Genomic DNA, 21,122 nt, shown 5'->3' with positions numbered 1-21,122 from the left:
GATTTATATTTTGAATTTGAAGGGAGTCTGTACTTATGAATAAAGTTGAAGAAATGAAAGAAATGCTGACAGATACGGTAACAAAAATTTACAGTACAATCAAAGAGAGTTCAATAGAAGTAACAAAGGAAAAAGGACAAGTTCCACGCGTGCGCACGATTCGTCCGACTCGCCACACGATTAAATGGAAAGCCAAAAATCATTAATAATCAGAGAAGGAGCTGACCAAAAAGTCTTTTAGACTTTCGGATCAGCTCCTTCTTATTTCTTGACCACTTATGAGTCGTACTCTTTTTTTAATGGTCTATTTCAATGCCTAAAATAGTCAGGTGTCCATTGCCGACTAATTTGATTACCAGCTTCGAAAGGCTGTCAGCGCTCATGGTCGTATCGCTAGTAATCCACCAGTGCAGGGTACCAACGAAAATCGAGGTCATGTATTCAATGATAAAATCTAAAGGAACTTCAATGTCATTCTCCGTAATTTTTAGGCGTTTGAAGACATGTGAGTATTTTTCATTGAGAATCTCTGCGACTTTTTTTCGCAGAATTTCATTCCCTGAGGCATCCATAATTGTTAAGAAGAATTTCCGGTTTGCTTGAATTTGTTCATAGATATTTTTTAATACCATTTCAATTTTCCGAACCTTCAAACGATTGCCTTGAACAATCTGATCTGGGTCAAGAACAGCCGCAAAAGCATCGATTGCTTGTTTAAAGATTTGATCATAGAGGTCTTGCTTGTCCTTAAAGTGGGAATAAAAGGTTGCACGATTGATCATCGCTTCGTCCGCGATCTCTTGAATGGTGATATTATCATAGCCTTTTGCTTCTACTAAATGAATAAAAGCCTCCATAATCATTTTATTGGTTCGTTTAACCCGAAGGTCGATTTTTTTTGCCATAGTAAAATCCTTTCATTTTTACAACATATCTAGAGATATTGTTGCTTATCGCACGGATGAAACGGTTTTGAGTATTGCATAACGTTCGAAATGTTTTTAGAATATACGTGAGTAGTATAACAAACACTTTGTAAGTTAATCAACATGTGTTGTTAAAAATGGAAGGTAGGAATAATCATGACATTACGAGCGGGGATTGATGTTGGCTCTACAACCGTCAAGTTGGTCATTTTAAATGAACAAAACGAAAGCATATTTTCGAAGTATGAACGTCACTTTTCCGATGTGAAAACTGCCACAGAACGTGTGTTGCGGGAAGCTGAATCAATGATTGACACTCAAGGAATGACGATGAGCATTACAGGGTCCGGCGGGATGGGTCTAGCAGATGTTTTAGAGATTCCATTTGTCCAAGAGGTAATCGCGTGTACTCGTACTGTTGAGGAAGTTATTCCTGAAACAGACGTCGCCATTGAGTTAGGTGGAGAAGACGCTAAAATCACGTTTTTTGAAGGCGCACTGGAACAACGCATGAATGGGAGTTGCGCTGGTGGTACGGGAGCATTCATTGACCAAATGGCTGTTTTATTGAAGACAGATGCGAATGGAGTCAATGAACTGGCTAAAAATTATAAAACAATTTATCCGATTGCTTCACGCTGTGGGGTTTTTGCTAAAACGGATGTACAGCCGCTTATTAATGAAGGAGCAGCAAAAGAAGATATTGCAGCGAGTATTTTCCAAGCGGTCGTGAATCAAACGATTGCTGGTTTAGCAGCTGGTCGTAAAATAAAAGGAAACATCGCTTTTCTAGGTGGACCGCTATTCTTCATGTCTGAATTGCGTCAACGATTTATCGAAACGTTAAATATCGCGCCGGAAAATGTCATCTTTCCAGAAAATCCTCAACTCTTTGTAGCGATGGGGGCGGCTTTTTATTCAGAGGAAGCAGAAGTAACCACATTGAAAGACTTGCTGCATCGTCTAACAACAGCCGAAGAGGGACATCTGTCTCCGTCAGACACATTAGAGCCATTATTTGAGGGAGAAGCAGAATTAGCCGACTTTCGAATGCGTCACGGACAAGCACAAGCACAAGAAAAGAGCTTGTCTGATCATGAAGGGGTGGCCTTTTTAGGGATTGATGCTGGATCAACAACGACAAAAGTGGCTTTGATTGATGACAGCGGCAATTTGATGTATTCATTTTACGGGAATAACCAAGGGCAACCATTGGAAACAACGATGACCGTGCTGAAGGACTTGTATAGAAAATTGCCTGAGAATGTCTTTATCGGGAAAGCGGCAGTAACCGGCTACGGCGAGCAATTGATCAAAAATGCGTTGAAGGTCGATATCGGTGAAGTGGAAACTATGGCCCATTACAAGGCTGCCAATCATTTTCAACCAGGTGTTGATTTCATCTTGGACATTGGCGGACAGGACATGAAGGCGATGACGATCAAGGATGGCGCGTTGTCCTCTATTCAATTAAATGAAGCTTGTTCATCTGGCTGCGGCTCATTTATTGAGACATTTGCCAAATCATTGAATTACAATGTCGAAGATTTTGCGAAGGCAGCATTGAAATCAAAGGCTCCTGTTGATCTAGGATCACGTTGTACCGTATTTATGAACTCTAAAGTAAAGCAGGTCCAAAAAGAAGGCGCCTCTGTCGGTGATATTTCTGCGGGCTTGTCTTATTCCGTTATTAAAAATGCGATTTACAAAGTAATCAAGGTTCGTCGTCCAGAAGAGCTTGGCGAAAAAATTGTCTGTCAGGGTGGAACCTTCTACAACGAAGCAGTCTTGCGTGCTTTTGAAATGGTCACGGGGCGTGAGGTTGTTCGTCCGTCGATCGCTGGCTTAATGGGAGCATTTGGTGCGGCTTTAATCGCTTTAGAAAATTACGAAGTCGGAGAAAAAACTGAAACTCTCTCTTTAGCAGAAATCGACACCTTCACCGCTGAAAAAGAATTTACTCACTGTGGTTTATGTGAAAATAATTGCATGCTGACAGTCACGTTGTTCTCAGACGGACGTCAGTTTATTACTGGAAATCGTTGTGAACGTGGAGCACGAATCAAGATTAAGCGAGAAGATAAGAAAGTCAATCTTGTCGATTACAAATATCGCCGTTTATTCAAATATCGTCCGCTCCGGAAAAAAGAAGCCATTCGCGGTGAAATCGGTATTCCCCGCGTCTTGAACATGTACGAAAATTATCCCTTGTGGCATACTTTCTTCAGTGATTTAGGCTTCCGAGTGAAATTATCGCCGCGTTCAAACAAAGAATTATATGAACAAGGAATGGAAACTATTCCAAGTGATACGGCCTGCTACCCAGCGAAAATTGCTCACGGACACATTCAAGCTTTGATTGATAGTGGTGTGCCGATGATTTTCTACCCAGGTGTGGTATTTGAGCGAGAAGAATCAAAGGAAGCGGATAATCATTTTAATTGTCCGATCGTCCAAAGCTATCCTGATGTTATCCGCAACAATGTCGATGATATTCGTGAAGGGAAAGTGGATTATCGCAACCCGTACTTGAACTTAGCCAATGAAGCCTCTGTCGCTAAAGTTTTAGGACGTTGCTTCAAAGATCTAGGTATTACACAAGATGAAATCAATAGCGCTTTGCATCATGCTTATAAAGAATTAGAAGTATTCAAAGAAGACATTCGTCAAAAAGGCGAAGAGACTTTGCTGATGCTCAATCAAAAAGGGGAACGGGGCGTAGTTCTTTCTGGACGTCCGTATCATTTGGACCCTGAGATCAATCATGGGATTGCAGAAGTGATCACCCAAGAAGGCTTCCATGTGTTGACGGAAGATAGTGTGTCCCACTTGAGTGATGTCGGCAACCTTCGTGTTGTTAATCAGTGGGTGTATCATTCTCGTTTATATGCAGCCGCACGTGTGGTAGCAAAATCGAAAAATCTAGAGCTGGTACAATTGAATTCATTTGGTTGCGGTCTTGACGCAGTAACCACGGATCAAGTCGAAGAAATCATGGATCAGTATGGCAAGATTTATACCGTCCTGAAAATTGACGAAGGTTCGAACTTAGGAGCTATCAGAATTCGTTTGCGTTCATTAAAGGCAGCAGTCAATGAACGAGATAAATCGAATTTCGAACCAACGAAACGCTTTGAAGAACCAGAAAAAATTGTCTTCACGAAAGAAATGCGTAAGAAACATACACTATTATTACCGATGCTTAGCCCAATCCATCAATCAGGCTTGTTTGATATTGCTTTAGAAGCATCAGGATACAATGTAGTGTGCTTACCAGCAATGGATCGTGAGGCCATCAATGTGGGCCTGAAATTTGTTAACAATGATTCTTGCTACCCAGCAATCATCTCGATTGGTCAATTAGTTGAAGCCTTACAAAGCGGCAAATATGATTTAAATAATACAAGTGTGATGATGAGTCAAACCGGAGGCGGCTGTCGGGCGACGAACTACATTCCATTATTGCGTAAAGCCTTGAACGATGCTGGCTTCCCGCAGGTTCCAGTTGTTTCCGTCTCACTTGGAAATAAAGGGGTAGAAAGCAACCCTGGCTTTAAATATACATTGCCGATGCTGAAGCGTATCGTCGTAGCGATTCTTTATGGCGATTTGTTTGAACGCGTGGTTTATCGCACACGTCCATATGAATTAGAAAAAGGGCAGATTGATGCTTTGCATAAAGAATGGTTGAAGAAAGTCGAAGGAAATGTTCGAAATGGCTCATTGACGCAGTTCAATCGCAACATGAAAAAAATCATCAAGGATTTTGATACAGTTCCAATTTCAAATGAAGTTAAGCCGAAGGTCGGTGTCGTCGGTGAAATATTGGTGAAATACTCACCAACAGCCAATAATGACATTGTTCGCTTGTTAGAAGCAGAAGGCGCTGAAGCGGTTGTTCCGGATTTGATCGGCTTTATGAACTATTCTTTATATAATCAGATTTGGAAATACGACAATATGGGGATGCCGAAGAAAAATAAAAATCTGGCCGAAATGGCGATCAAATTGATTGAAGTTGTAGAAAAACCAATGGATAAAGCCTTACGTGCCTCTGAGCGCTTTACCGGGATTCATTCTATCTACCAATTGGCTGAAGATGCCAGCAAAATTCTTTCAATCGGTAATCACACAGGTGAAGGCTGGTTCTTGACTGGTGAAATGATTGATCTGTTGAAAACCGGCGTAAACAATATTGTCTGTATGCAGCCATTTGGTTGTTTACCCAATCACGTAGTTGGTAAAGGTGTCATTAAAGAATTGCGCCACCAATACCCTAAATCAAATATTGCTGCGATCGATTATGATCCTGGTGTTTCGATTGTAAACCAATTAAATCGGATTCGTTTGATGATGGCAACGGCCAATAAACAATTAAAGGAAGAAGTTAAAAGTTGATTGAAAGAGTAGACCAATTAAAAAAGGTCTACTCTTTTTGTAATTTTTATTCGTACGTTAGCACGAATAAAAAATCGTATACGCACGAAATAAAGACAATTTTTTGCGGTCAGGAAAGAAATGAATCCTAACCAATGAACTAGCTGCTAGTCGTTAGTTCTATTGGTAAGAACAGATTGATTCAAACTGGCAGACATTTAATGAAGGTTATTTTAACTACTGGAGATTCAAAAAAATACTTTAAAATGATCCGTAAAAAAGCAGAAATCAAACATGAGATAAAAAAGGATTATTGTTGTACATTAGGTATATACCAGTTATAATAAGAATAGATAATTTGAACGGGGTGATGGCCATGGCAAATCAAGTGCCAGTTTATATTCAAATACATGATCAGCTAAAGCATGAAATTGAAAACGGTGTATGGAAGGTCGGTGCACGTCTACCTTCTGAACGGGAATTGTCTTTGAGGTTTGGCGTAAGTCGAATGACTCTACGTCAGGCAATCCAAACACTTTCTGATGAAGGAATACTGGAACGGAAAATTGGTTCAGGAACTTATGTAGCCAGTCGTAAAGTTCAGGAAAAGATGACTGGAACGACAAGTTTTACCGATATTATGGAATCGCAGGGAAAAATTCCCTCTAGCAAAACGATCTCCTTTTTTCACTCACGGGCAAGCTCTAGCGAAGCGGAAAAATTAGGTTTAGAAAAAGGCGAACAAGTGTTACGAATGGAACGGATTCGTTACGCGGATGACCTGCCAATCTGTTTTGAAGTGGCGAGTATCCCCGCTAAATTAATTGAAGGTTTTAGCAAAGAAGAAATCACGGAATCGTTCTATCATAGTTTGCAAGAAAAAGGTTTTGAAATCGGTCGTGCCAATCAGACGGTATCAGCAACATTAGCTTCAGAACAAATAGCTGAATATTTGGCAGTAAAACGTGGTGACGCGATCTTGCGTTTACGTCAAATTTCATATCTAGCGGATGGGGAACCATTTGAATATGTCCGCACGCAATATGTTGGCAGTCGCTTTGAGTTTTATTTAGAAAAATAATCCAAGCGGCTATGCCTCTTGGATTATTTGCTCATGATAAGTGACTTCGCCAGTAGTAAAGCTCACTTGACCATTCAGCAAATCAGTAACCTGAGCTTCGAAATCATCAACTTGATTCTCATCTACCATACAGGTGACAACAACTCGATCGGTGAATTGAGTATCTTTGACAGCAAGATTCTCGCTGGCAATAAAATTCTCCATCTTTCCCCAATTCGAGTAGTCAAGCTGGACGAAGACTTCTTGCTGCAGTCTGCCCTCAACAATCCCTGTATGGACAATTGCTTGAGCAACCGAGCCAGAATAAGCACGGATCAATCCGCCAGCGCCAAGCTTTGTTCCGCCAAAATAACGAGTGACAACAGCGCAGACATTGATTAGATCATTTTTTTTCAATACCTCTAGCATTGGAACACCTGCAGTTCCGCTGGGTTCTCCATCGTCTGAAGAGCGCTGAATCTCATGATGATCTCCTAGGACAAAAGCGCTGCAATTATGATTTGCCTTCCAATGTTCTTTTTTTATTTGTTGAATGAACGCTTTTGCTTCTTCTTCAGTTTCAATGCGTTTTAAGAAGCAAATAAATCTCGATTTTTTAATCTCGACTTCGTGTTGGTTGTCTTCTTTTATGGTTCGATATTTTTGCAGCATGTTTTTGCCTCACTTTAGTTTTCTCTATTCTAGTATAGAAGAAAAGCGGGAGAGGTTTCAACTAAAGGCTGTTTTGTCTGTATGATTTTTTGTTTGAAGGTGAGGGATGAGCATGACACGTGCAAAAAAATATGACAGCATTACGCATTATTTAAAAAATAATAATGGCTCACAAGTCACGTTGACCTTTACACAATTTGACGAGCTGTTGTTTCCTCGCAGCGGATTACCTCATACCGCGCGCCAAGACCCAGATTGGTGGGCGAATGATTATCGTCATCCGGAAAAAGGTGCATATGGTTGGTTGAATGCGAATTATGAAGTAGTACAGGTAAATCTCGGCAAGGAATACGTGGTTTTTAATAAATTAGTAAAATCAAGTTGGTTAATTTAGCTTTTTATGAAAAACAGCCAGAGAAAAAGTGCGGCAAGTCATTGCTGCGCTTTTTTTGTTTTTCTAAGACCAAAAGATGTTTCAAAATCAAAAAAACTTAGAGTCGTTTGCGTATCTTTCTGAAAAAGAGGGGGAGACGAATGGAAATAACAGGTCAGCGTTTATTATTAGAGGAGTGGCGTACATTTTACCCTAAGATTGATCTGACTCAAGCTGAAAAAATTCCTGCAATGGTGCAGATTGATAAGGACTGGGTGTGTCAGCGATGTGGTGAAGTCTCTCAAGAAAAGGTACCCGCAGGATTTTTTTATTGTCCGTCTTGCTTGGCCTTGGGACGTGTGGATAGTAATAGTTCACTGTATTTCTTTCCTATTAAAAAGGCCGTTCCGAAAAAAGTGGTTCTCACGTGGTCGGGAAAACTTTCAACTGCGCAGCAGAAAATTGCTGATGGCTTACTTGAGGATCAGCTTAAAAAGCGTTCCTTTCTACTTTGGGCAGTCACTGGTGCGGGGAAAACAGAGATTCTTTTTCCGCTTTTAAAGAGTCTTTTGGAGAAAGGCAAGAAAATTGCTGTGACTTCTCCGCGGGTAGATGTTTGCAATGAGGTCTTTCTTCGTTTTCACCAAGCCTTTCCTGATGAAAAAATCAGTCTTTTTCACGGACAGGAACGAAAAGATGCAGGTGATCAGTTTGTCGTGTGCACCGTTCACCAGCTTTTACGTTACCACGATTTTTTTGATTTAGTGATTGTTGATGAAGTCGATGCCTTTCCTTACGCTGAGGACCCTTTGCTGCATCGAGCAGTGGACACCGCGCAGAAAAGAGAAGGGAAACGTGTGTATTTAAGTGCGACACCGGATAAGGCGTTAAAAAAGACAGTTGATCGGGTTTATTATTTGCCAGCACGTTATCATCGACGCAAGCTGCCCGTTCCGCAAGTATTGTTTTCTTGGCGTTTAGAAAAACATTTACTTGCAGGACAGTTGCCAAAGAAGGTTTTAGCTAAAATAACGTATTTACTAGAGAAAAATAATGTTTTATTTTTTTGTCCCAACATCTCCTTATTAGCAAAAATAGCAGCGTTTATCCAAGGTGTATACTCAGATATTCGATTGACAACGGTTTTTTCACAGGATCAGGAGCGTCTAATTAAAGTCGAAAATATGCGTGCAGGAAGGTATCAATTTCTTTTAACAACGACCATTCTAGAACGTGGAGTAACCTTTGAAAGGGTATCGGTCATCGTATTGCAGGCTTCTCATCGGGTCTTTAAAAAATCTGCATTGGTGCAGATTGCTGGTCGAGCAGATCGTAAAGGAGAGTATTCTCAGGCAGAGGTGATTTTTGTTACCAGTGAACGAACCACAGCAATTAAATCAGCAATTAGGGAAATTAAAAAGAACAATCAGCAAGCGTTGAAAGAAGGATTGATCAATGCGCTGTAGCTGTTGTCAAAAAGAGTTAGTGAGAAATCTCACCCTACGAGAATTGTTCCACTCTGCAAATTTGAGATGTTATCATTGTGAGAAATTATTTACAAAAATCGATCAAGCCACTTCTTGCCCTGGTTGTGGAAGAGCAGATTCATCAAAACTCTGTTCGGATTGTCGATTATGGCATCAAGAGCTTGGATTTGTCATGAATAATAGGAGTCTCTTTCATTATGATGAGGGATTTCGCAAATGGATCGAAGCCTATAAATTTACTGGAGATTACCGATTGCGAGGGGCGTTTGTCAATGAGCTTGCACAAATTTTACAAAACTATCGTGACTATTTAATCTGTCCGCTGCCTCTTTCGAAGGAACGATTTGAACAAAGAGGGTTTAATCAAGTTCGCGGCTGTTTAGAATTGACGAAAATACCCTTGAAAGATTTGCTGCGACGCAAGGAATTAACTCCACAGTCAGAAAAATCACGTAAAGCTCGCTTGGAAATGGAGCAGCCATTTGAGTTAAGGGTAGCAAATGGAAAAATTAGAAATCAAAAAGTTTTATTAGTTGATGATGTTTATACAACGGGGAGAACCCTTTTTCATGGAGCCGAACTGCTTTATAAAAATGGTGCGGAAGCGGTAGAAAGCTTGACTTTTGCTCGTTAAAATGCATCATTTAGGATTATGAAATTGATAGCGATTTACTTTGCAAAAGGATTAGATTTCGATATAATAGAGTTAAGAAGAAGAGGTAAGAGTGGTCCTTCCTTATCTTCAGTTGGCAAGACGAAAGGGGCAATACGTATGTTCAAATATAATGTTCGTGGGGAAAACATCGAAGTTACTGAGGCTATCCGCAATTACGTTGAAAAGAAAGTAGGAAAGTTAGAACGCTACTTCACTGATGTTCCGGACGCAACTGCTTATGTCAATTTGAAAGTATACACAGAAAAAACGGCAAAAGTTGAAGTAACGATTCCATTACCTTACTTAGTTCTTCGGGCGGAAGAAACTTCACCAGATTTATATGCAAGTATTGATTTGGTTGTGGATAAATTAGAACGTCAGATCCGCAAATTTAAAACAAAAATTAATCGCAAAGCTCGTGAAACGGGCATGCCTGAGCGTGAAGTAGAAGTGTTAGTGAACGCAGAAGATTCAGAAGAATCTGAATTAGAAATCGTTCGTACAAAACGCTTATCATTGAAACCAATGGGTAGCGAAGAAGCTGTTTTACAAATGAACATGCTTGGACACAACTTCTTTATTTTTGAAGATGCTGAAACAAATGGTACAAGCATTGTTTACCGTCGTAAAGATGGCAAATACGGTTTAATTGAAACAGATTAATAAGCGTTTATCGCCTTCCAGCTGATGCTGGAAGGTTTTTTATTTTCAATAAAAATAAAGTTTTGGGAGATAGAACCGTTTATTGTAAGAATTGTTCCTTATTCGACTTGGTCTTAAAGAAAATCACAAAAAAAGATTAATCATTATATAAGTCGCGCTTTATTCGCCGCGAGAAGTTTCTTTTCTCAAGGACTAATGATAAAATATACTAGCGGGTTTCTATCAAAAAATAGAAAATGAAAAGAAATAAAGGAGTAAGGTAAACGAATGGCAAACTTTCTGAGACGAATGATTGAAAATGATAAAAAAGAATTAAAACGATTGAGCGGGATTGCTGACAAGGTCGAAGAATATTCTAGCGACATGGAAAAATTGTCTGATGGACAATTACGTGGCAAAACCGAAGAATTTAGAGGACGCTATCAAGCGGGGGAAACGCTAGATGACTTATTGCCAGAAGCTTTTGCGGTGGTCCGTGAAGCAGCTAAGCGTGTTCTAGGCTTATATCCATACCACGTTCAGTTAATGGGCGGGATCGTTTTACATGATGGGAATATTCCTGAAATGAAAACCGGTGAAGGGAAAACGTTGACAGCAACGATGCCGGTTTATTTGAATGCCTTGACTGGAGAAGGAGTCCACGTCGTAACTGTTAATGAATATCTAGCTACACGTGACTCCACAGAAATGGGTGAATTGTATAACTTCTTAGGTTTAAGCGTTGGTTTAAATATCAATTCAAAAACTTCTGAAGAAAAACGCGAAGCGTACAATTGCGATATCACCTACAGTACAAATAATGAACTAGGATTTGACTATCTACGTGACAACATGGTGGTTTACCAAAGCCAAATGGTTCAACGTCCATTAAATTATGCAATTGTCGATGAAGTAGACTCAATCCTGATTGATGAAGCGCGGACACCGTTGATTATCTCTGGTGCGGCTGAAAAATCGACAGCTCTTTATACACGAACTGATAATTTTGTGAAGCGTTTGAAAGAGGATGAAGATTTCAAAATCGATATCCAATCGAAAACGATTGGGCTGACTGAACAAGGTATTGAAAAAGCAGAAGAAAACTTTGGTTTAGAAAACTTATACGATTTAGACAATACTGCGTTGACCCATCACTTAGATCAAGCATTGCGCGCAAACTTCATTATGATTCGCGATATTGATTACGTTGTGCAAGAAGGCAAGGTTTTAATTGTTGACCAATTTACTGGGCGTATCATGGATGGACGTCGTTATTCTGACGGTCTGCATCAGGCAATTGAAGCAAAAGAAGCGGTTGAGATCGAAGATGAAACGAAAACGATGGCGACTATCACCTTCCAGAACTATTTCCGTATGTATAAAAAATTAGCCGGAATGACTGGTACTGCTAAGACGGAAGAAGAAGAATTCCGCGAAATTTATAATATTGAAGTTATTCAAATTCCAACAAACCGTCCGGTTATCCGGGAAGACCATGCAGATTTGTTGTATCCAACTTTGGAAAGCAAGTTCCATGCAGTGGTACAGGATATTAAAGAACGTCATCGCAAAGGCCAGCCGATCTTAGTTGGTACAGTTGCTGTTGAAACGTCTGAGCTGCTTTCGAATATGCTGGATCGTGAAAAGGTGCCTCATGAAGTCTTGAATGCGAAAAACCACTTTAAAGAAGCAGAAATTATCATGAACGCCGGACAAAAAGGCTCGGTAACGATCGCTACCAATATGGCCGGTCGAGGAACTGATATCAAGTTAGGCCTAGGGGTCGTTGAATTAGGCGGCCTAGCTGTAATTGGTACTGAACGTCATGAATCTCGTCGTATCGATAATCAGCTTCGTGGACGTTCAGGTCGTCAAGGAGATCCAGGGGTTTCACAATTCTACCTTTCATTGGAAGATGATTTGATGAAACGTTTTGGTTCTGAACGGATCAAAGCCTTCTTGGATCGTATGAAGGTAGAAGACGAAGATGCCGTGATTCAAAGTAAAATGCTGACTCGCCAAGTAGAATCTGCTCAAAAACGAGTAGAAGGAAATAACTATGATACGCGTAAAAATGTCTTGCAATACGATGATGTGATGCGGGAGCAGCGGGAAGTCATTTACAAACAACGTCAAGATGTTATTATGGGCGAAAAGGATTTGTCTCCGCAATTGTTGAACATGGTGCGTCGGACAATTTCTCGTGTGGTTGACAGCCATACTCAATTAGATAAAGATAATTGGAATCTTGAAGCTTTAGCGGATTTTGCTGGAGCAACATTGGTTCATGAGGATTCTGTTTCAAAGGCTGATTTTGAAGGCAAAACACCAGAAGAAATGAAAGATTATCTATATGGTCGCGCCAAAGAAGTATTTGATACAAAAGTGTCACAATTGCAAAGTCCAGAACAATTGTTGGAATTTGAAAAAGTGGTCATCTTGCGTGTGGTGGATACGAAATGGACAGATCATATTGATGCGATGGATCAATTGCGTCAATCAGTCGGCTTACGGGCTTATGGACAAAATAATCCATTGGTAGAATACCAAACAGAAGGCTACAAGATGTTTGAGGATATGGTTGGAGCCATCGAGTTTGAAGTAACACGTCTATTCATGAAAGCGGAGATTCGTCAAAATGTTCAACGAGAGCAAGTTGCTCAAAATCAACAAGAACATCCTGTAGAAGCAGATGGAGATCCGAAGAATTTGACCCATACTAAGCAAAAACCGGTTCATGTGGAAAAGGTTGGACGGAACGATCCATGTCCATGCGGCAGTGGTAAAAAATATAAAAATTGCCACGGTAAGGGACAATAATTTTCTACGATAAGTAAGGAACCTTTTGAACGGGACATAGCCGCTATGTCTCGTTCTTTGCGAGTTCGTGACGCTGTTCTATTTCTACAAGTTGTCACAGAAGCTTTAAAAATGTATATAATAAGAGTTAGTTTTAAATGTTTGGTTTTACGGATTGTTTTATCCGCAAGAAAGAAGGAATAGATTTGGAAAATGCAGAAATACGTAATTTTTTAGATACGATGCAAGAGCAAGTCGCAAGCTTCAGGGGGTCTCTTTGACCTAGAGCAGTTAGAAGAGGATATCGCCGAAGCAGAAAATCAAATGTCTGCACCAGGATTTTGGGATGACTCGGAAAAAGCTCAAGCTTTAATTAATCGCAACAACGCAGCGAAAGAAACATATGATCAATTTCAAGCGATTGCTAACGAAACAGATGAGTTAAATCTGATGTGGGAAATGCAACAAGAAGAGTTTGATAGCGATTTGCAAAAAGAGCTGGAAGAACGCTTAGTACAATTGCAGGAAAAGATTTCTGGCTTTGAGTTATCGCTGTTACTTGATGCTCCCTATGATAAAAACAATGCAATTGTTGAATTGCATCCAGGTGCTGGTGGTACAGAATCACAGGATTGGGGATCAATGCTTTTACGAATGTATACACGCTGGTCAGAACAGCATGGGTTTTCAGTTGAGACGATTGATTATCAATCAGGTGATGAAGCAGGAATCAAGAGTGTTACACTGATGATTAAAGGAACGAATGCGTATGGTTATTTAAAATCAGAAAAAGGTGTCCACCGATTAGTGCGAATCTCGCCGTTTGATTCTGCGAGTCGCCGTCATACTTCATTTTGTTCCGTTGAGGTCATGCCTGAATTAGATGAAAATATTGAAGTTGAGATTAACCCAGATGATTTGAAGGTCGACGTTTATCGGGCAAGCGGAGCAGGTGGTCAGCATATCAATAAAACCTCATCAGCTGTACGGATCACGCATTTGCCTACGGGAACGGTTGTTGCTAGTCAAGCACAGCGTTCGCAATTTCATAATCGCGAGACAGCCATGCAAATGTTAAAGGCGAAACTCTATCAGTTAGAAATTGAGAAGAAAGAGCAAGAAGCTGCTGCCTTGCGAGGGGAACAAAAGGAAATCGGTTGGGGCTCACAAATTCGCTCTTACGTTTTTCATCCATACTCTATGGTAAAGGATCACCGTACCGAATATGAGACGGGAAATGTCCAAGCAGTAATGGATGGCGACTTGGATCCTTTCATCGATGCTTATCTGAAATGGCGTCTGGCACAAGAGTCCTAAGTTTAAAATGAAATCAAATTGTAAAGTAATGAAAGCCTGTTGCAATGTTGGCATGCTATAATAGCAAAGAATTTAAGAGGATTTGGAGAGATAAAGCATGATTGAAATGCAGGATGTAACAAAAAAATATCCTAATAAGACAACAGCTGTGCGTGGGATTTCGGTCCGTATCGATCAAGGTGAGTTCGTCTATGTCGTTGGTCCCTCTGGTAGCGGAAAATCTACCTTTATTAAGTTGATGTATCGTGAAGAAAAAGCCACATCCGGGAAAGTATTAGATGTTGCCCGTCATGATTTACTAAAGATCAAGAATAAAGAAGTGCCTTATTTACGTCGTGATGTCGGCGTTGTGTTCCAGGACTTCAAATTATTGCCCCGAAAAACTGTTTATGAAAATGTTGCTTACGCTATGCAAGTAATCGGTCGTAAACCACGGGATATCAAAAAACGTGTTATGGAGGTTTTAGACCTTGTTGGTTTGAAACACAAAGTCCGCGTATTCCCAAGTGAATTATCTGGAGGAGAACAGCAACGGGTCTCGATTGCACGTGCGATTGTAAATACACCAAAAGTCCTGATTGCTGATGAACCAACTGGTAATTTGGACCCAGATACTTCTTGGGAAATCATGCATTTATTAGAACGAATCAATAATCAAGGTACAACGATCGTTATGGCGACTCATAACAAAACGATCGTAGACACCATGCGCCATCGTTTAATCGCGATTGAAAATGGCTTGATCGTTCGAGATGAAGCGGAAGGAGAATACGAGTTTGATGATTAGAAATTTCTTCCGACACCTGTTGGAAAGTATCAAGAGTGTGAAGCGTAATGGCTGGATGACTCTGGCATCAGTCAGTGCGGTAACGATCACGTTAACAATGGCGGGAATTTTCCTGGCTGTGATTATGAATGCAACCAAGTTAGCTCAAGATGTTGAGGGCAACGTTGAAGTGACAGTCTTTGTTGATATCGGTACAAAAGATAAAGAATTAAAAGAATTGAAGTCTGAATTACAGGATATCAATCATGTGGACAAAGTGACTTTTTCTAGCAAACAAGATCAATTGAAGAAGTTGCAAAAACAAATGGGCGATGCATGGGACCTTTTCGAAGGCGACAGTAATCCACTCTATGATGTATACGTAGTAAAGGCGACCGATGCACAATATATTCGTCCGGTGACTCGAGAAGCCAGTCAATTAAGTAATGTCTTTCGTGCAAATTACGGCGGAAATTCAGCTGACCGAATCATCCAGATGGCAAAAGTTGTCCGGACTTGGGGCTTAGCAGCCGCTGCCTTATTAGTTTTCGTAGCAATTTTCTTGATTTCGAATACGATTCGGATCACGATCATTTCACGTAAAACGGAGATTCAAATCATGCGTCTGGTAGGGGCGAAAAACGGTTATATTCGCTGGCCATTCTTTCTTGAAGGTGGTTGGATCGGTTTGATTGGTTCAATTGTACCAATTTTAATCTTAACCTATGGCTATTCACAGGTATACGGCTTAGCAGCACCTTATTTGCTACAGTCAAACCTAGAGTTACTGCGTCCAAACCAAATCATATGGATTTTAGATATCACGATGGCCGTTGGTGGCTACTTGATTGGTTCGTTGGGTTCGGTTATTTCAATGCGTCGTTTCTTAAAAATCTAACAAATCAAAGCTTCTTCGAAAAATTTCGAAGGAGCTTATTTTTTGTCTGAATTAGTAAAGAATTCTATCCCTTGATTTTTTTAGTAAAAGCTCCTAGAATAAATATCAATTAAATAAAACGCTACCGAGCAAGGGAGCCAATTTCGTTAGGTCATTGAAGAAATTGGACTTCCTTGTTTTGCGTGTTCAACTTCTTCCAGTTTAATCATGTATGAATTGAAGATTAAACCCAATTATTAATATTAAATGTTTAAACGGTTTCGTTGAACTGTATGCGTAGCGCCAATTTAGATTATTAATCGAGGAGGAGTATTGATTATGGCATGGGTATCATTGATTGTGGCAGGAGTTTTTGAAATGTTTTGGGCGACGATGATGAAATTGAGTGAAGGTTTTAGTAAAATGAATTATTCGCTTTTGACGATAATTGGCATGATAGCCAGTTTTTATTTTTTGTCGAAGTCGTTACATTCGTTACCGATGAGTTTAGCTTATCCTATTTGGACAGGAATTGGCGCTGTCGGCTCTATTTTAATTGGGGTTCTTTTATTTAAAGATCATTTGTCGCTTTTAACTAGTTTCTTTGTTGTACTTTTGGTAGCAGGAATTATTGGAATCAAGATTACTAGCGGACATTAAGCCAAAATTAGGTTAAACTATTTTTAGCAAAAGCTCAGGAGGATCTTATGATTAAAAGAACGGATGAACTAACACCACAAGAATTATTGACAATATTGCAGGCTCGTACGGCGGTATTTGTTGTAGAGCAGGAGTGTCCTTATCAAGAAGTCGATGAAGCTGATCGGTCGGCGTTGCATGTGTGGATCGAAGAAAATGGCAGATTGCAGGCCTATGCGCGAATTCTAGCCGAAGAAGAAACGATCCATTTTGGGCGTGTATTAGTCGTTAAAGAATATCGTGGACAGCAATTAGGACGAACAATCGTATCGAAAACGCTAAAAGAAATTGAGACTCGCTATCCAAAGCGTCCGGTGGTCATTTCGGCACAGGCCCACTTAGTTGATTTTTATCACTCATTTGGGTTTGAAAAAAACTCTGGAATCTATTTAGAGGATGAAATCCCTCACATTGAGATGATTTTGAGAAATGAAAAAAATCACTAAGGTCCATTGTTTACAATCAACATTATCTCGGCTATCCTTTAGTAGAAGGAGTGTGGGAGAATGTCATTTGTGACAGGGCACTTGGGATTACTTTTCCTAATTATCAATACTATTTTATCATTTATCATTGTTTTTCGAGAACGTAAGGATACGGTTAATACGTGGGCATGGCTATTAGTTTTGACTTTTATCCCCATTCTCGGCTTTATTTTATACGTTTTTTTTGGAAAGGGAATCTCCAAGGAACGGATCTTTGATTTAAAGATGCAGACCAAAATCGGGATGAACGTAGAGGTCCAGCAGCAACAAAGAGCACTAGCACGAGGACTTTTTCCAAAACCGACAACAAACCAAGTCGATCCGAAACAGTTGATTTATATGCTGACGATGTTTGAGAGTTCGTTGTATACCACCAATAATGAAGTCATTCTATATACCGATGGACGTGAGAAGTTCGATGCTTTAATTAAGGATATTAATCGGGCAAAGTACCATATTCATATGGAATACTATATTTATCGCGCAGACGACTTGGGTCTTGAAGTTCGAGAGGCATTAGTAGCAGCTGCTTTACGTGGTGTAAAGGTCCGTTTGCTCTTAGATGCTTGGGGCTCAACACAAGTAAATCGCCGGTTTCTCTCTCCGCTGATCGAAGCCGGTGGAGAGGTCGATTTTTTCTTTCCGCTATTTTTACCGTATTTGAACCCACGAATGAATTATCGCAACCATCGAAAAATCGTCGTAATTGATGGAGAGATTGGGTATACGGGCGGCTTTAACGTTGGCGATGAGTATCTTGGCTTAGTCGAAAAATTCGGGTATTGGCGGGATAATCATTTACGGATTCACGGTCATGCTGTGTACACATTGCAGAACCGATTTTTAATGGATTGGAATTCTCAGCAGAAACACGAGCTGGTCTATCAGCCTGATTATTTTCCTGAGATTGAATCAGAAGGAAAATTAGCGTTGCAAATGGTGAGTAGCGGGCCAGACAGTGAGCATCAACAGATTAAATTGACTTATTTAAAAATGATCAATTTAGCAAAAAAAGAAATTTTGATTCAGACACCCTATTATATCCCGGACGCACCAATTCATGAGGCTCTAAAGCTGGCATTATTATCAGGTGTAAAGGTACGGATGCAAATTCCGAATAAGCCGGATCATATTTTAGTTTATTGGGCAACTTACTCCTTTGCGGCTGAGTTACTGGAATATGGCGCAATTATCGAAACCTATGAAAATGGTTTTATTCATGCGAAGACAATGATCATCGATGGTGGAATTGCTTCGGTAGGGTCAGCAAATATTGATGTTCGTTCATTCAAGTTGGATTTTGAAGTAAATACGATTGTTTATGATGCAGAATTTGCTGAGGAATTACGAGACGCTTTTTATAAAGATTCGATGAAATCTGAACTTCTTACCCAGGAAAAATATGATCAGCGCGGAATCGTTATTAAGTTCAAAGAAGGAATTGCACGTCTGATTTCACCACTTCTGTAAAAATCATTTGCGCTTTCATGGGTTGATAGTATAAAATGAACTAGCTTGTTTAGTAAGACTATCGTTTAGAAAATGATTACGTTAAAATGAATAAGGATGCCAGTTGCGAGTTCCACTACGTATTTCTAATTCGTTAGTGGAATCGTATGCCAACGACAATAAGAAAATTTGTTACAAATTTCCACATCCTAATTAGAGTTGGCTCAACTTTTCGCAGTATACTCAGAAGTATAAGCTAATTAAAATGAACAAGTGAACTCAAAAAATAGTCGCTAGTTGAATGGTATACGGCATGAAAATAAGTATCATTTTTCGTTTTTTGAAAAATGATTACGTTAAAATGAATAAGGAGATTTTTCATGAAGAAATGGTTAATTCCTCTTTTAGGTACGCTTTTACTTTTGTCCGGTTGTTCGAAATGGATCGACCGCGGCGAATCAATTACTGCTGTCGGATCATCGGCCTTGCAGCCTTTGGTTGAAACGGTAGCTGAAGAATATCAAAGTAAAAATCCCGGCAGATTTATCAATGTCCAAGGCGGAGGAAGCGGTACTGGATTGAGTCAGGTTCAATCAGGGGCAGTTGAGATCGGAAATTCTGATTTATTTGCGGAGGAAAAAAGTGGCATCGATGCAGATAAGTTAGTTGATCATAAAGTAGCAGTTGTTGGGATCACGCCTATTGTTAACAAAGGTGTTGGCGTAACCAATATTTCGTTAGAGAATCTGCGTAAAATTTTTCTCGGTGAAATCACAAACTGGAAAGAGCTTGGCGGAAAAGATCAGGAAATCGTTATTCTAAACCGAGCAAGCGGAAGTGGGACGCGCTCTACTTTCGAACAATGGGTCTTAGATGGAAAAACAGCGATACGTGCGCAGGAACAAGACTCAAGCGGAATGGTTCGCCAAATTGTTGCTGACACACCTGGTGCTATCAGTTATACAGCTTTTTCATATGTTACAAAAGAGGTTCAAACACTGAATATTGACAATGTTGAACCGACAGATGAGAATGTGACGACTAATCATTGGAAAATTTGGGCTTATGAGCACATGTATACCAAAGGAAAGCCAACAGAACTAGTTGCCGATTTTCTTGATTATATGCTTTCAGATGAAGTTCAAGGAAAAGTCGTTTCACAGCTTGGGTATATTCCGATCTCTGAAATGAAAGTTGAACGTGATTGGCAAGGTAATGTAATAAAATAAGTTGAAATACCGTTTCGAAAGTTTTCGAGGCGGTGTTTTTTTATAATAGATGGAATAGGAGGGATGAAAGATGTACTATCCAATTCAACTGCCTTTTTTGTTAAATGAAGAGTTTACGCGCGTCATGAGTTATCATGAAAAAGTAGTGCCTGAATGCAAGGAGTTTGTCTTGTGTTTTTGGTCGATGTGGTCGAAAACACAGGATCAAGTTCGTGTGAAGAACGTCATCATCGCAGATGGCTGTATTGATCTGATTGTGGACTTCGACCAAAAGCTGATTTTTTTCACAGGAAATCAACAAACAGATTTTGATTATGAAATTGAGGTACCGGCACGCTTTTTTGGCGCACGCATGATGCCAGGGGCTTTTCATCAATTAACTGGTTTATCAGCAGAAGCGGCAATGGATACCTTCATTTTACTACAGGATATTTTTGATGATTTTGATCAGAAACAGTTTTTTACAAATATGTTTGAGAAAGCGCAAGAAATTTTTCAAAGCTATTTGATGAAAAAATTTAAAGAGCTACAGCCAAATGAGTTTACTCAGCTTTTTCCGCGATTGTCTCAAGCAATCCCACAAACCACAAAAAATTTGTATGAGCTGCTTTATTTTAGTCCGCGTCAATGTCAACGTGTCTTTATGAAAAATTTTGGATTGACACCTAAAATGGTTTTAAGTATTCTGCGGTTTCAAAAATGTTTGGAGATATTGACCTCGGAGCAAGCAAAGCCGGCGGATATTTTAACCGTCACCAATTATTATGACCAACCGCATTTTAACAAGGATTTTAAGCATCATTTAGGAATCACACCGCTGGAATTGGTGGATCAATATAAAAATTGACGCATTTTTACAATACGTTTCGACTTGCCCTTGATAAAATTAGGCTATAAATTGAGGAGGCGTTTAGAATGTACAAAAATATTACAACGAATTTAATGGTGACAAGTGTGGATACATCGGTGAAGTTCTATCAAGAGATTTTAGGACTAGAAGTGGTGGCTTCTGTCCCAGCAAAGAATCAGACATTGCAATTTGCAATTCTCGCTAAAGAAGCCATGACATTGATGCTGCAGGAAAAAGAGAATTTGAGTGAAGAGTATCCGATATTAGCCGCGAAAAAAATCCAACCATCCATCACATTATATATTACAGTTGAAAATTTTGAGGAGTTCTATACGACTATTAAAAGTAATTATCCAATTTACACTGAACCTCATAAAACCTTTTATGGAGCCAATGAATTTGCTATTACAGATCCGGATGGGTACGTGTTGACCTTTACTGAATATAAAGAAGGATGAT

19 protein-coding genes are annotated in these 21,122 nt (G+C 39.8%); 17 read left to right on the top strand and 2 right to left on the bottom strand.

The features are described 5' to 3' along the window. Positions 1–35 precede the first annotated feature (35 nt). Positions 36–206 (top strand): hypothetical protein, encoded by a 171-nt coding sequence (locus IGI52_RS10035; RefSeq protein ID WP_016181254.1) that lies wholly within the window; start codon positions 36–38, stop codon positions 204–206. A gap of 90 nt (positions 207–296) precedes the next feature. Here IGI52_RS10035 and IGI52_RS10030 read toward each other — a convergent pair whose 3' ends face one another. After that, complete coding sequence (locus IGI52_RS10030) at positions 297–905, bottom strand: TetR/AcrR family transcriptional regulator (protein ID WP_016181255.1); 609 nt, start codon at positions 903–905, stop codon at positions 297–299. 177 nt (positions 906–1,082) lie between these two features. Here IGI52_RS10030 and IGI52_RS10025 point away from each other — a divergent pair, with 177 nt between their 5' ends. Then, positions 1,083–5,324 (top strand): acyl-CoA dehydratase activase-related protein, encoded by a 4,242-nt coding sequence (locus IGI52_RS10025; RefSeq protein WP_438781204.1) that lies wholly within the window; start codon positions 1,083–1,085, stop codon positions 5,322–5,324. Between the two features lie 355 nt (positions 5,325–5,679). Continuing rightward, positions 5,680–6,384, top strand: coding sequence for a GntR family transcriptional regulator (locus IGI52_RS10020; protein ID WP_034876820.1), 705 nt, complete (start codon positions 5,680–5,682; stop codon positions 6,382–6,384). Between the two features lie 9 nt (positions 6,385–6,393). On the opposite strand, the gene IGI52_RS10015 is transcribed toward IGI52_RS10020, so the two are convergent. Further along, a complete protein-coding gene (locus IGI52_RS10015) occupies positions 6,394–7,035 on the bottom strand; it encodes a YigZ family protein (RefSeq protein ID WP_049220748.1) in 642 nt (213 codons plus the stop codon). Positions 7,036–7,141: 106 nt separating this feature from the next. Here IGI52_RS10015 and IGI52_RS10010 point away from each other — a divergent pair, with 106 nt between their 5' ends. The 14 genes from IGI52_RS10010 to IGI52_RS09945 all read left to right on the top strand — a co-directional run bounded on the left by IGI52_RS10010 (position 7,142) and on the right by IGI52_RS09945 (position 21,121). Beyond that, a complete protein-coding gene (locus IGI52_RS10010) occupies positions 7,142–7,429 on the top strand; it encodes a DUF7662 domain-containing protein (protein WP_102871691.1) in 288 nt (95 codons plus the stop codon). A 140-nt stretch (positions 7,430–7,569) separates the two neighbouring features. Next, positions 7,570–8,874, top strand: a complete 1,305-nt coding sequence (locus IGI52_RS10005; RefSeq protein WP_438781202.1) for a DEAD/DEAH box helicase family protein — start codon at positions 7,570–7,572, stop codon at positions 8,872–8,874. A gap of 193 nt (positions 8,875–9,067) precedes the next feature. Beyond that, positions 9,068–9,529, top strand: coding sequence for a ComF family protein (locus IGI52_RS10000; protein WP_227150956.1), 462 nt, complete (start codon positions 9,068–9,070; stop codon positions 9,527–9,529). Between the two features lie 138 nt (positions 9,530–9,667). Continuing rightward, on the top strand, positions 9,668–10,213 hold the full coding sequence (gene hpf / locus IGI52_RS09995) for a ribosome hibernation-promoting factor, HPF/YfiA family (RefSeq protein WP_034876815.1): 546 nt from the start codon (positions 9,668–9,670) through the stop codon (positions 10,211–10,213). A 267-nt stretch (positions 10,214–10,480) separates the two neighbouring features. Continuing rightward, positions 10,481–13,012: a preprotein translocase subunit SecA gene (gene secA / locus IGI52_RS09990; RefSeq protein ID WP_048718702.1), complete on the top strand. Its 2,532-nt coding sequence runs from the start codon at positions 10,481–10,483 to the stop codon at positions 13,010–13,012. 185 nt (positions 13,013–13,197) lie between these two features. Further along, positions 13,198–14,308 (top strand): peptide chain release factor 2 gene (gene prfB, locus IGI52_RS09985; RefSeq protein WP_176746215.1). Its coding sequence is split into 2 segments (ribosomal slippage): positions 13,198–13,269 and positions 13,271–14,308, totalling 1,110 coding nucleotides; the frame shifts between segments, so codons are not numbered across the junction. A 97-nt stretch (positions 14,309–14,405) separates the two neighbouring features. Further along, on the top strand, positions 14,406–15,095 hold the full coding sequence (gene ftsE, locus IGI52_RS09980; RefSeq protein WP_016181267.1) for a cell division ATP-binding protein FtsE: 690 nt from the start codon (positions 14,406–14,408) through the stop codon (positions 15,093–15,095). Continuing rightward, positions 15,088–15,972 carry a permease-like cell division protein FtsX gene (ftsX, locus tag IGI52_RS09975; protein WP_048718705.1) on the top strand — a complete coding sequence of 295 codons (885 nt, stop codon included), beginning with the start codon at positions 15,088–15,090 and terminating at the stop codon, positions 15,970–15,972. Before ftsE ends, ftsX begins: the two co-directional genes overlap by 8 nt. A gap of 318 nt (positions 15,973–16,290) precedes the next feature. Further along, a complete protein-coding gene (locus tag IGI52_RS09970; protein ID WP_016181269.1) occupies positions 16,291–16,611 on the top strand; it encodes a DMT family transporter in 321 nt (106 codons plus the stop codon). A gap of 47 nt (positions 16,612–16,658) precedes the next feature. Next, positions 16,659–17,096: a GNAT family N-acetyltransferase gene (locus IGI52_RS09965; protein WP_016181270.1), complete on the top strand. Its 438-nt coding sequence runs from the start codon at positions 16,659–16,661 to the stop codon at positions 17,094–17,096. 60 nt (positions 17,097–17,156) lie between these two features. Continuing rightward, a complete protein-coding gene (cls, locus tag IGI52_RS09960; RefSeq protein WP_438781200.1) occupies positions 17,157–18,605 on the top strand; it encodes a cardiolipin synthase in 1,449 nt (482 codons plus the stop codon). Positions 18,606–18,964: 359 nt separating this feature from the next. Further along, complete coding sequence (locus IGI52_RS09955; protein WP_016181272.1) at positions 18,965–19,813, top strand: phosphate ABC transporter substrate-binding protein PstS; 849 nt, start codon at positions 18,965–18,967, stop codon at positions 19,811–19,813. A gap of 70 nt (positions 19,814–19,883) precedes the next feature. Then, entirely contained in the window at positions 19,884–20,660 is a 777-nt protein-coding gene (locus IGI52_RS09950; RefSeq protein WP_438781198.1) for a helix-turn-helix domain-containing protein, read from the top strand. Positions 20,661–20,728: 68 nt separating this feature from the next. Then, on the top strand, positions 20,729–21,121 hold the full coding sequence (locus IGI52_RS09945) for a VOC family protein (RefSeq protein ID WP_438781196.1): 393 nt from the start codon (positions 20,729–20,731) through the stop codon (positions 21,119–21,121). The last annotated feature ends 1 nt before the right edge of the window (position 21,122 follow it).

Source organism: Enterococcus sp. DIV0187 (genome assembly GCF_051713785.1).
Lineage (GTDB): Bacteria > Bacillota > Bacilli > Lactobacillales > Enterococcaceae > Enterococcus_A > Enterococcus_A avium.
Note: the sequence above shows the minus strand (reverse complement) of the source record. Positions and strands in the feature narration are given on the sequence as shown.

Bases quoted from the DNA above. Each gene is read 5' to 3' on its own strand.
- hpf (WP_034876815.1), top strand. From the start codon at position 9,668: ATGTTCAAATATAATGTTCGTGGGGAAAACATCGAAGTTACTGAGGCT.
- IGI52_RS10030 (WP_016181255.1), bottom strand. From the start codon at position 905: ATGGCAAAAAAAATCGACCTTCGGGTTAAACGAACCAATAAAATGATT.
- IGI52_RS09945 (WP_438781196.1), top strand. From the start codon at position 20,729: ATGTACAAAAATATTACAACGAATTTAATGGTGACAAGTGTGGATACA.
- IGI52_RS10035 (WP_016181254.1), top strand. From the start codon at position 36: ATGAATAAAGTTGAAGAAATGAAAGAAATGCTGACAGATACGGTAACA.
- IGI52_RS09950 (WP_438781198.1), top strand. From the start codon at position 19,884: ATGTACTATCCAATTCAACTGCCTTTTTTGTTAAATGAAGAGTTTACG.
- IGI52_RS10005 (WP_438781202.1), top strand. From the start codon at position 7,570: ATGGAAATAACAGGTCAGCGTTTATTATTAGAGGAGTGGCGTACATTT.
- IGI52_RS10015 (WP_049220748.1), bottom strand. From the start codon at position 7,035: ATGCTGCAAAAATATCGAACCATAAAAGAAGACAACCAACACGAAGTC.
- cls (WP_438781200.1), top strand. From the start codon at position 17,157: ATGTCATTTGTGACAGGGCACTTGGGATTACTTTTCCTAATTATCAAT.
- IGI52_RS09955 (WP_016181272.1), top strand. From the start codon at position 18,965: ATGAAGAAATGGTTAATTCCTCTTTTAGGTACGCTTTTACTTTTGTCC.
- IGI52_RS10010 (WP_102871691.1), top strand. From the start codon at position 7,142: ATGAGCATGACACGTGCAAAAAAATATGACAGCATTACGCATTATTTA.
- IGI52_RS10000 (WP_227150956.1), top strand. From the start codon at position 9,068: ATGAATAATAGGAGTCTCTTTCATTATGATGAGGGATTTCGCAAATGG.
- ftsE (WP_016181267.1), top strand. From the start codon at position 14,406: ATGATTGAAATGCAGGATGTAACAAAAAAATATCCTAATAAGACAACA.
- IGI52_RS10025 (WP_438781204.1), top strand. From the start codon at position 1,083: ATGACATTACGAGCGGGGATTGATGTTGGCTCTACAACCGTCAAGTTG.
- IGI52_RS10020 (WP_034876820.1), top strand. From the start codon at position 5,680: ATGGCAAATCAAGTGCCAGTTTATATTCAAATACATGATCAGCTAAAG.
- ftsX (WP_048718705.1), top strand. From the start codon at position 15,088: ATGATTAGAAATTTCTTCCGACACCTGTTGGAAAGTATCAAGAGTGTG.
- secA (WP_048718702.1), top strand. From the start codon at position 10,481: ATGGCAAACTTTCTGAGACGAATGATTGAAAATGATAAAAAAGAATTA.
- IGI52_RS09965 (WP_016181270.1), top strand. From the start codon at position 16,659: ATGATTAAAAGAACGGATGAACTAACACCACAAGAATTATTGACAATA.
- IGI52_RS09970 (WP_016181269.1), top strand. From the start codon at position 16,291: ATGGCATGGGTATCATTGATTGTGGCAGGAGTTTTTGAAATGTTTTGG.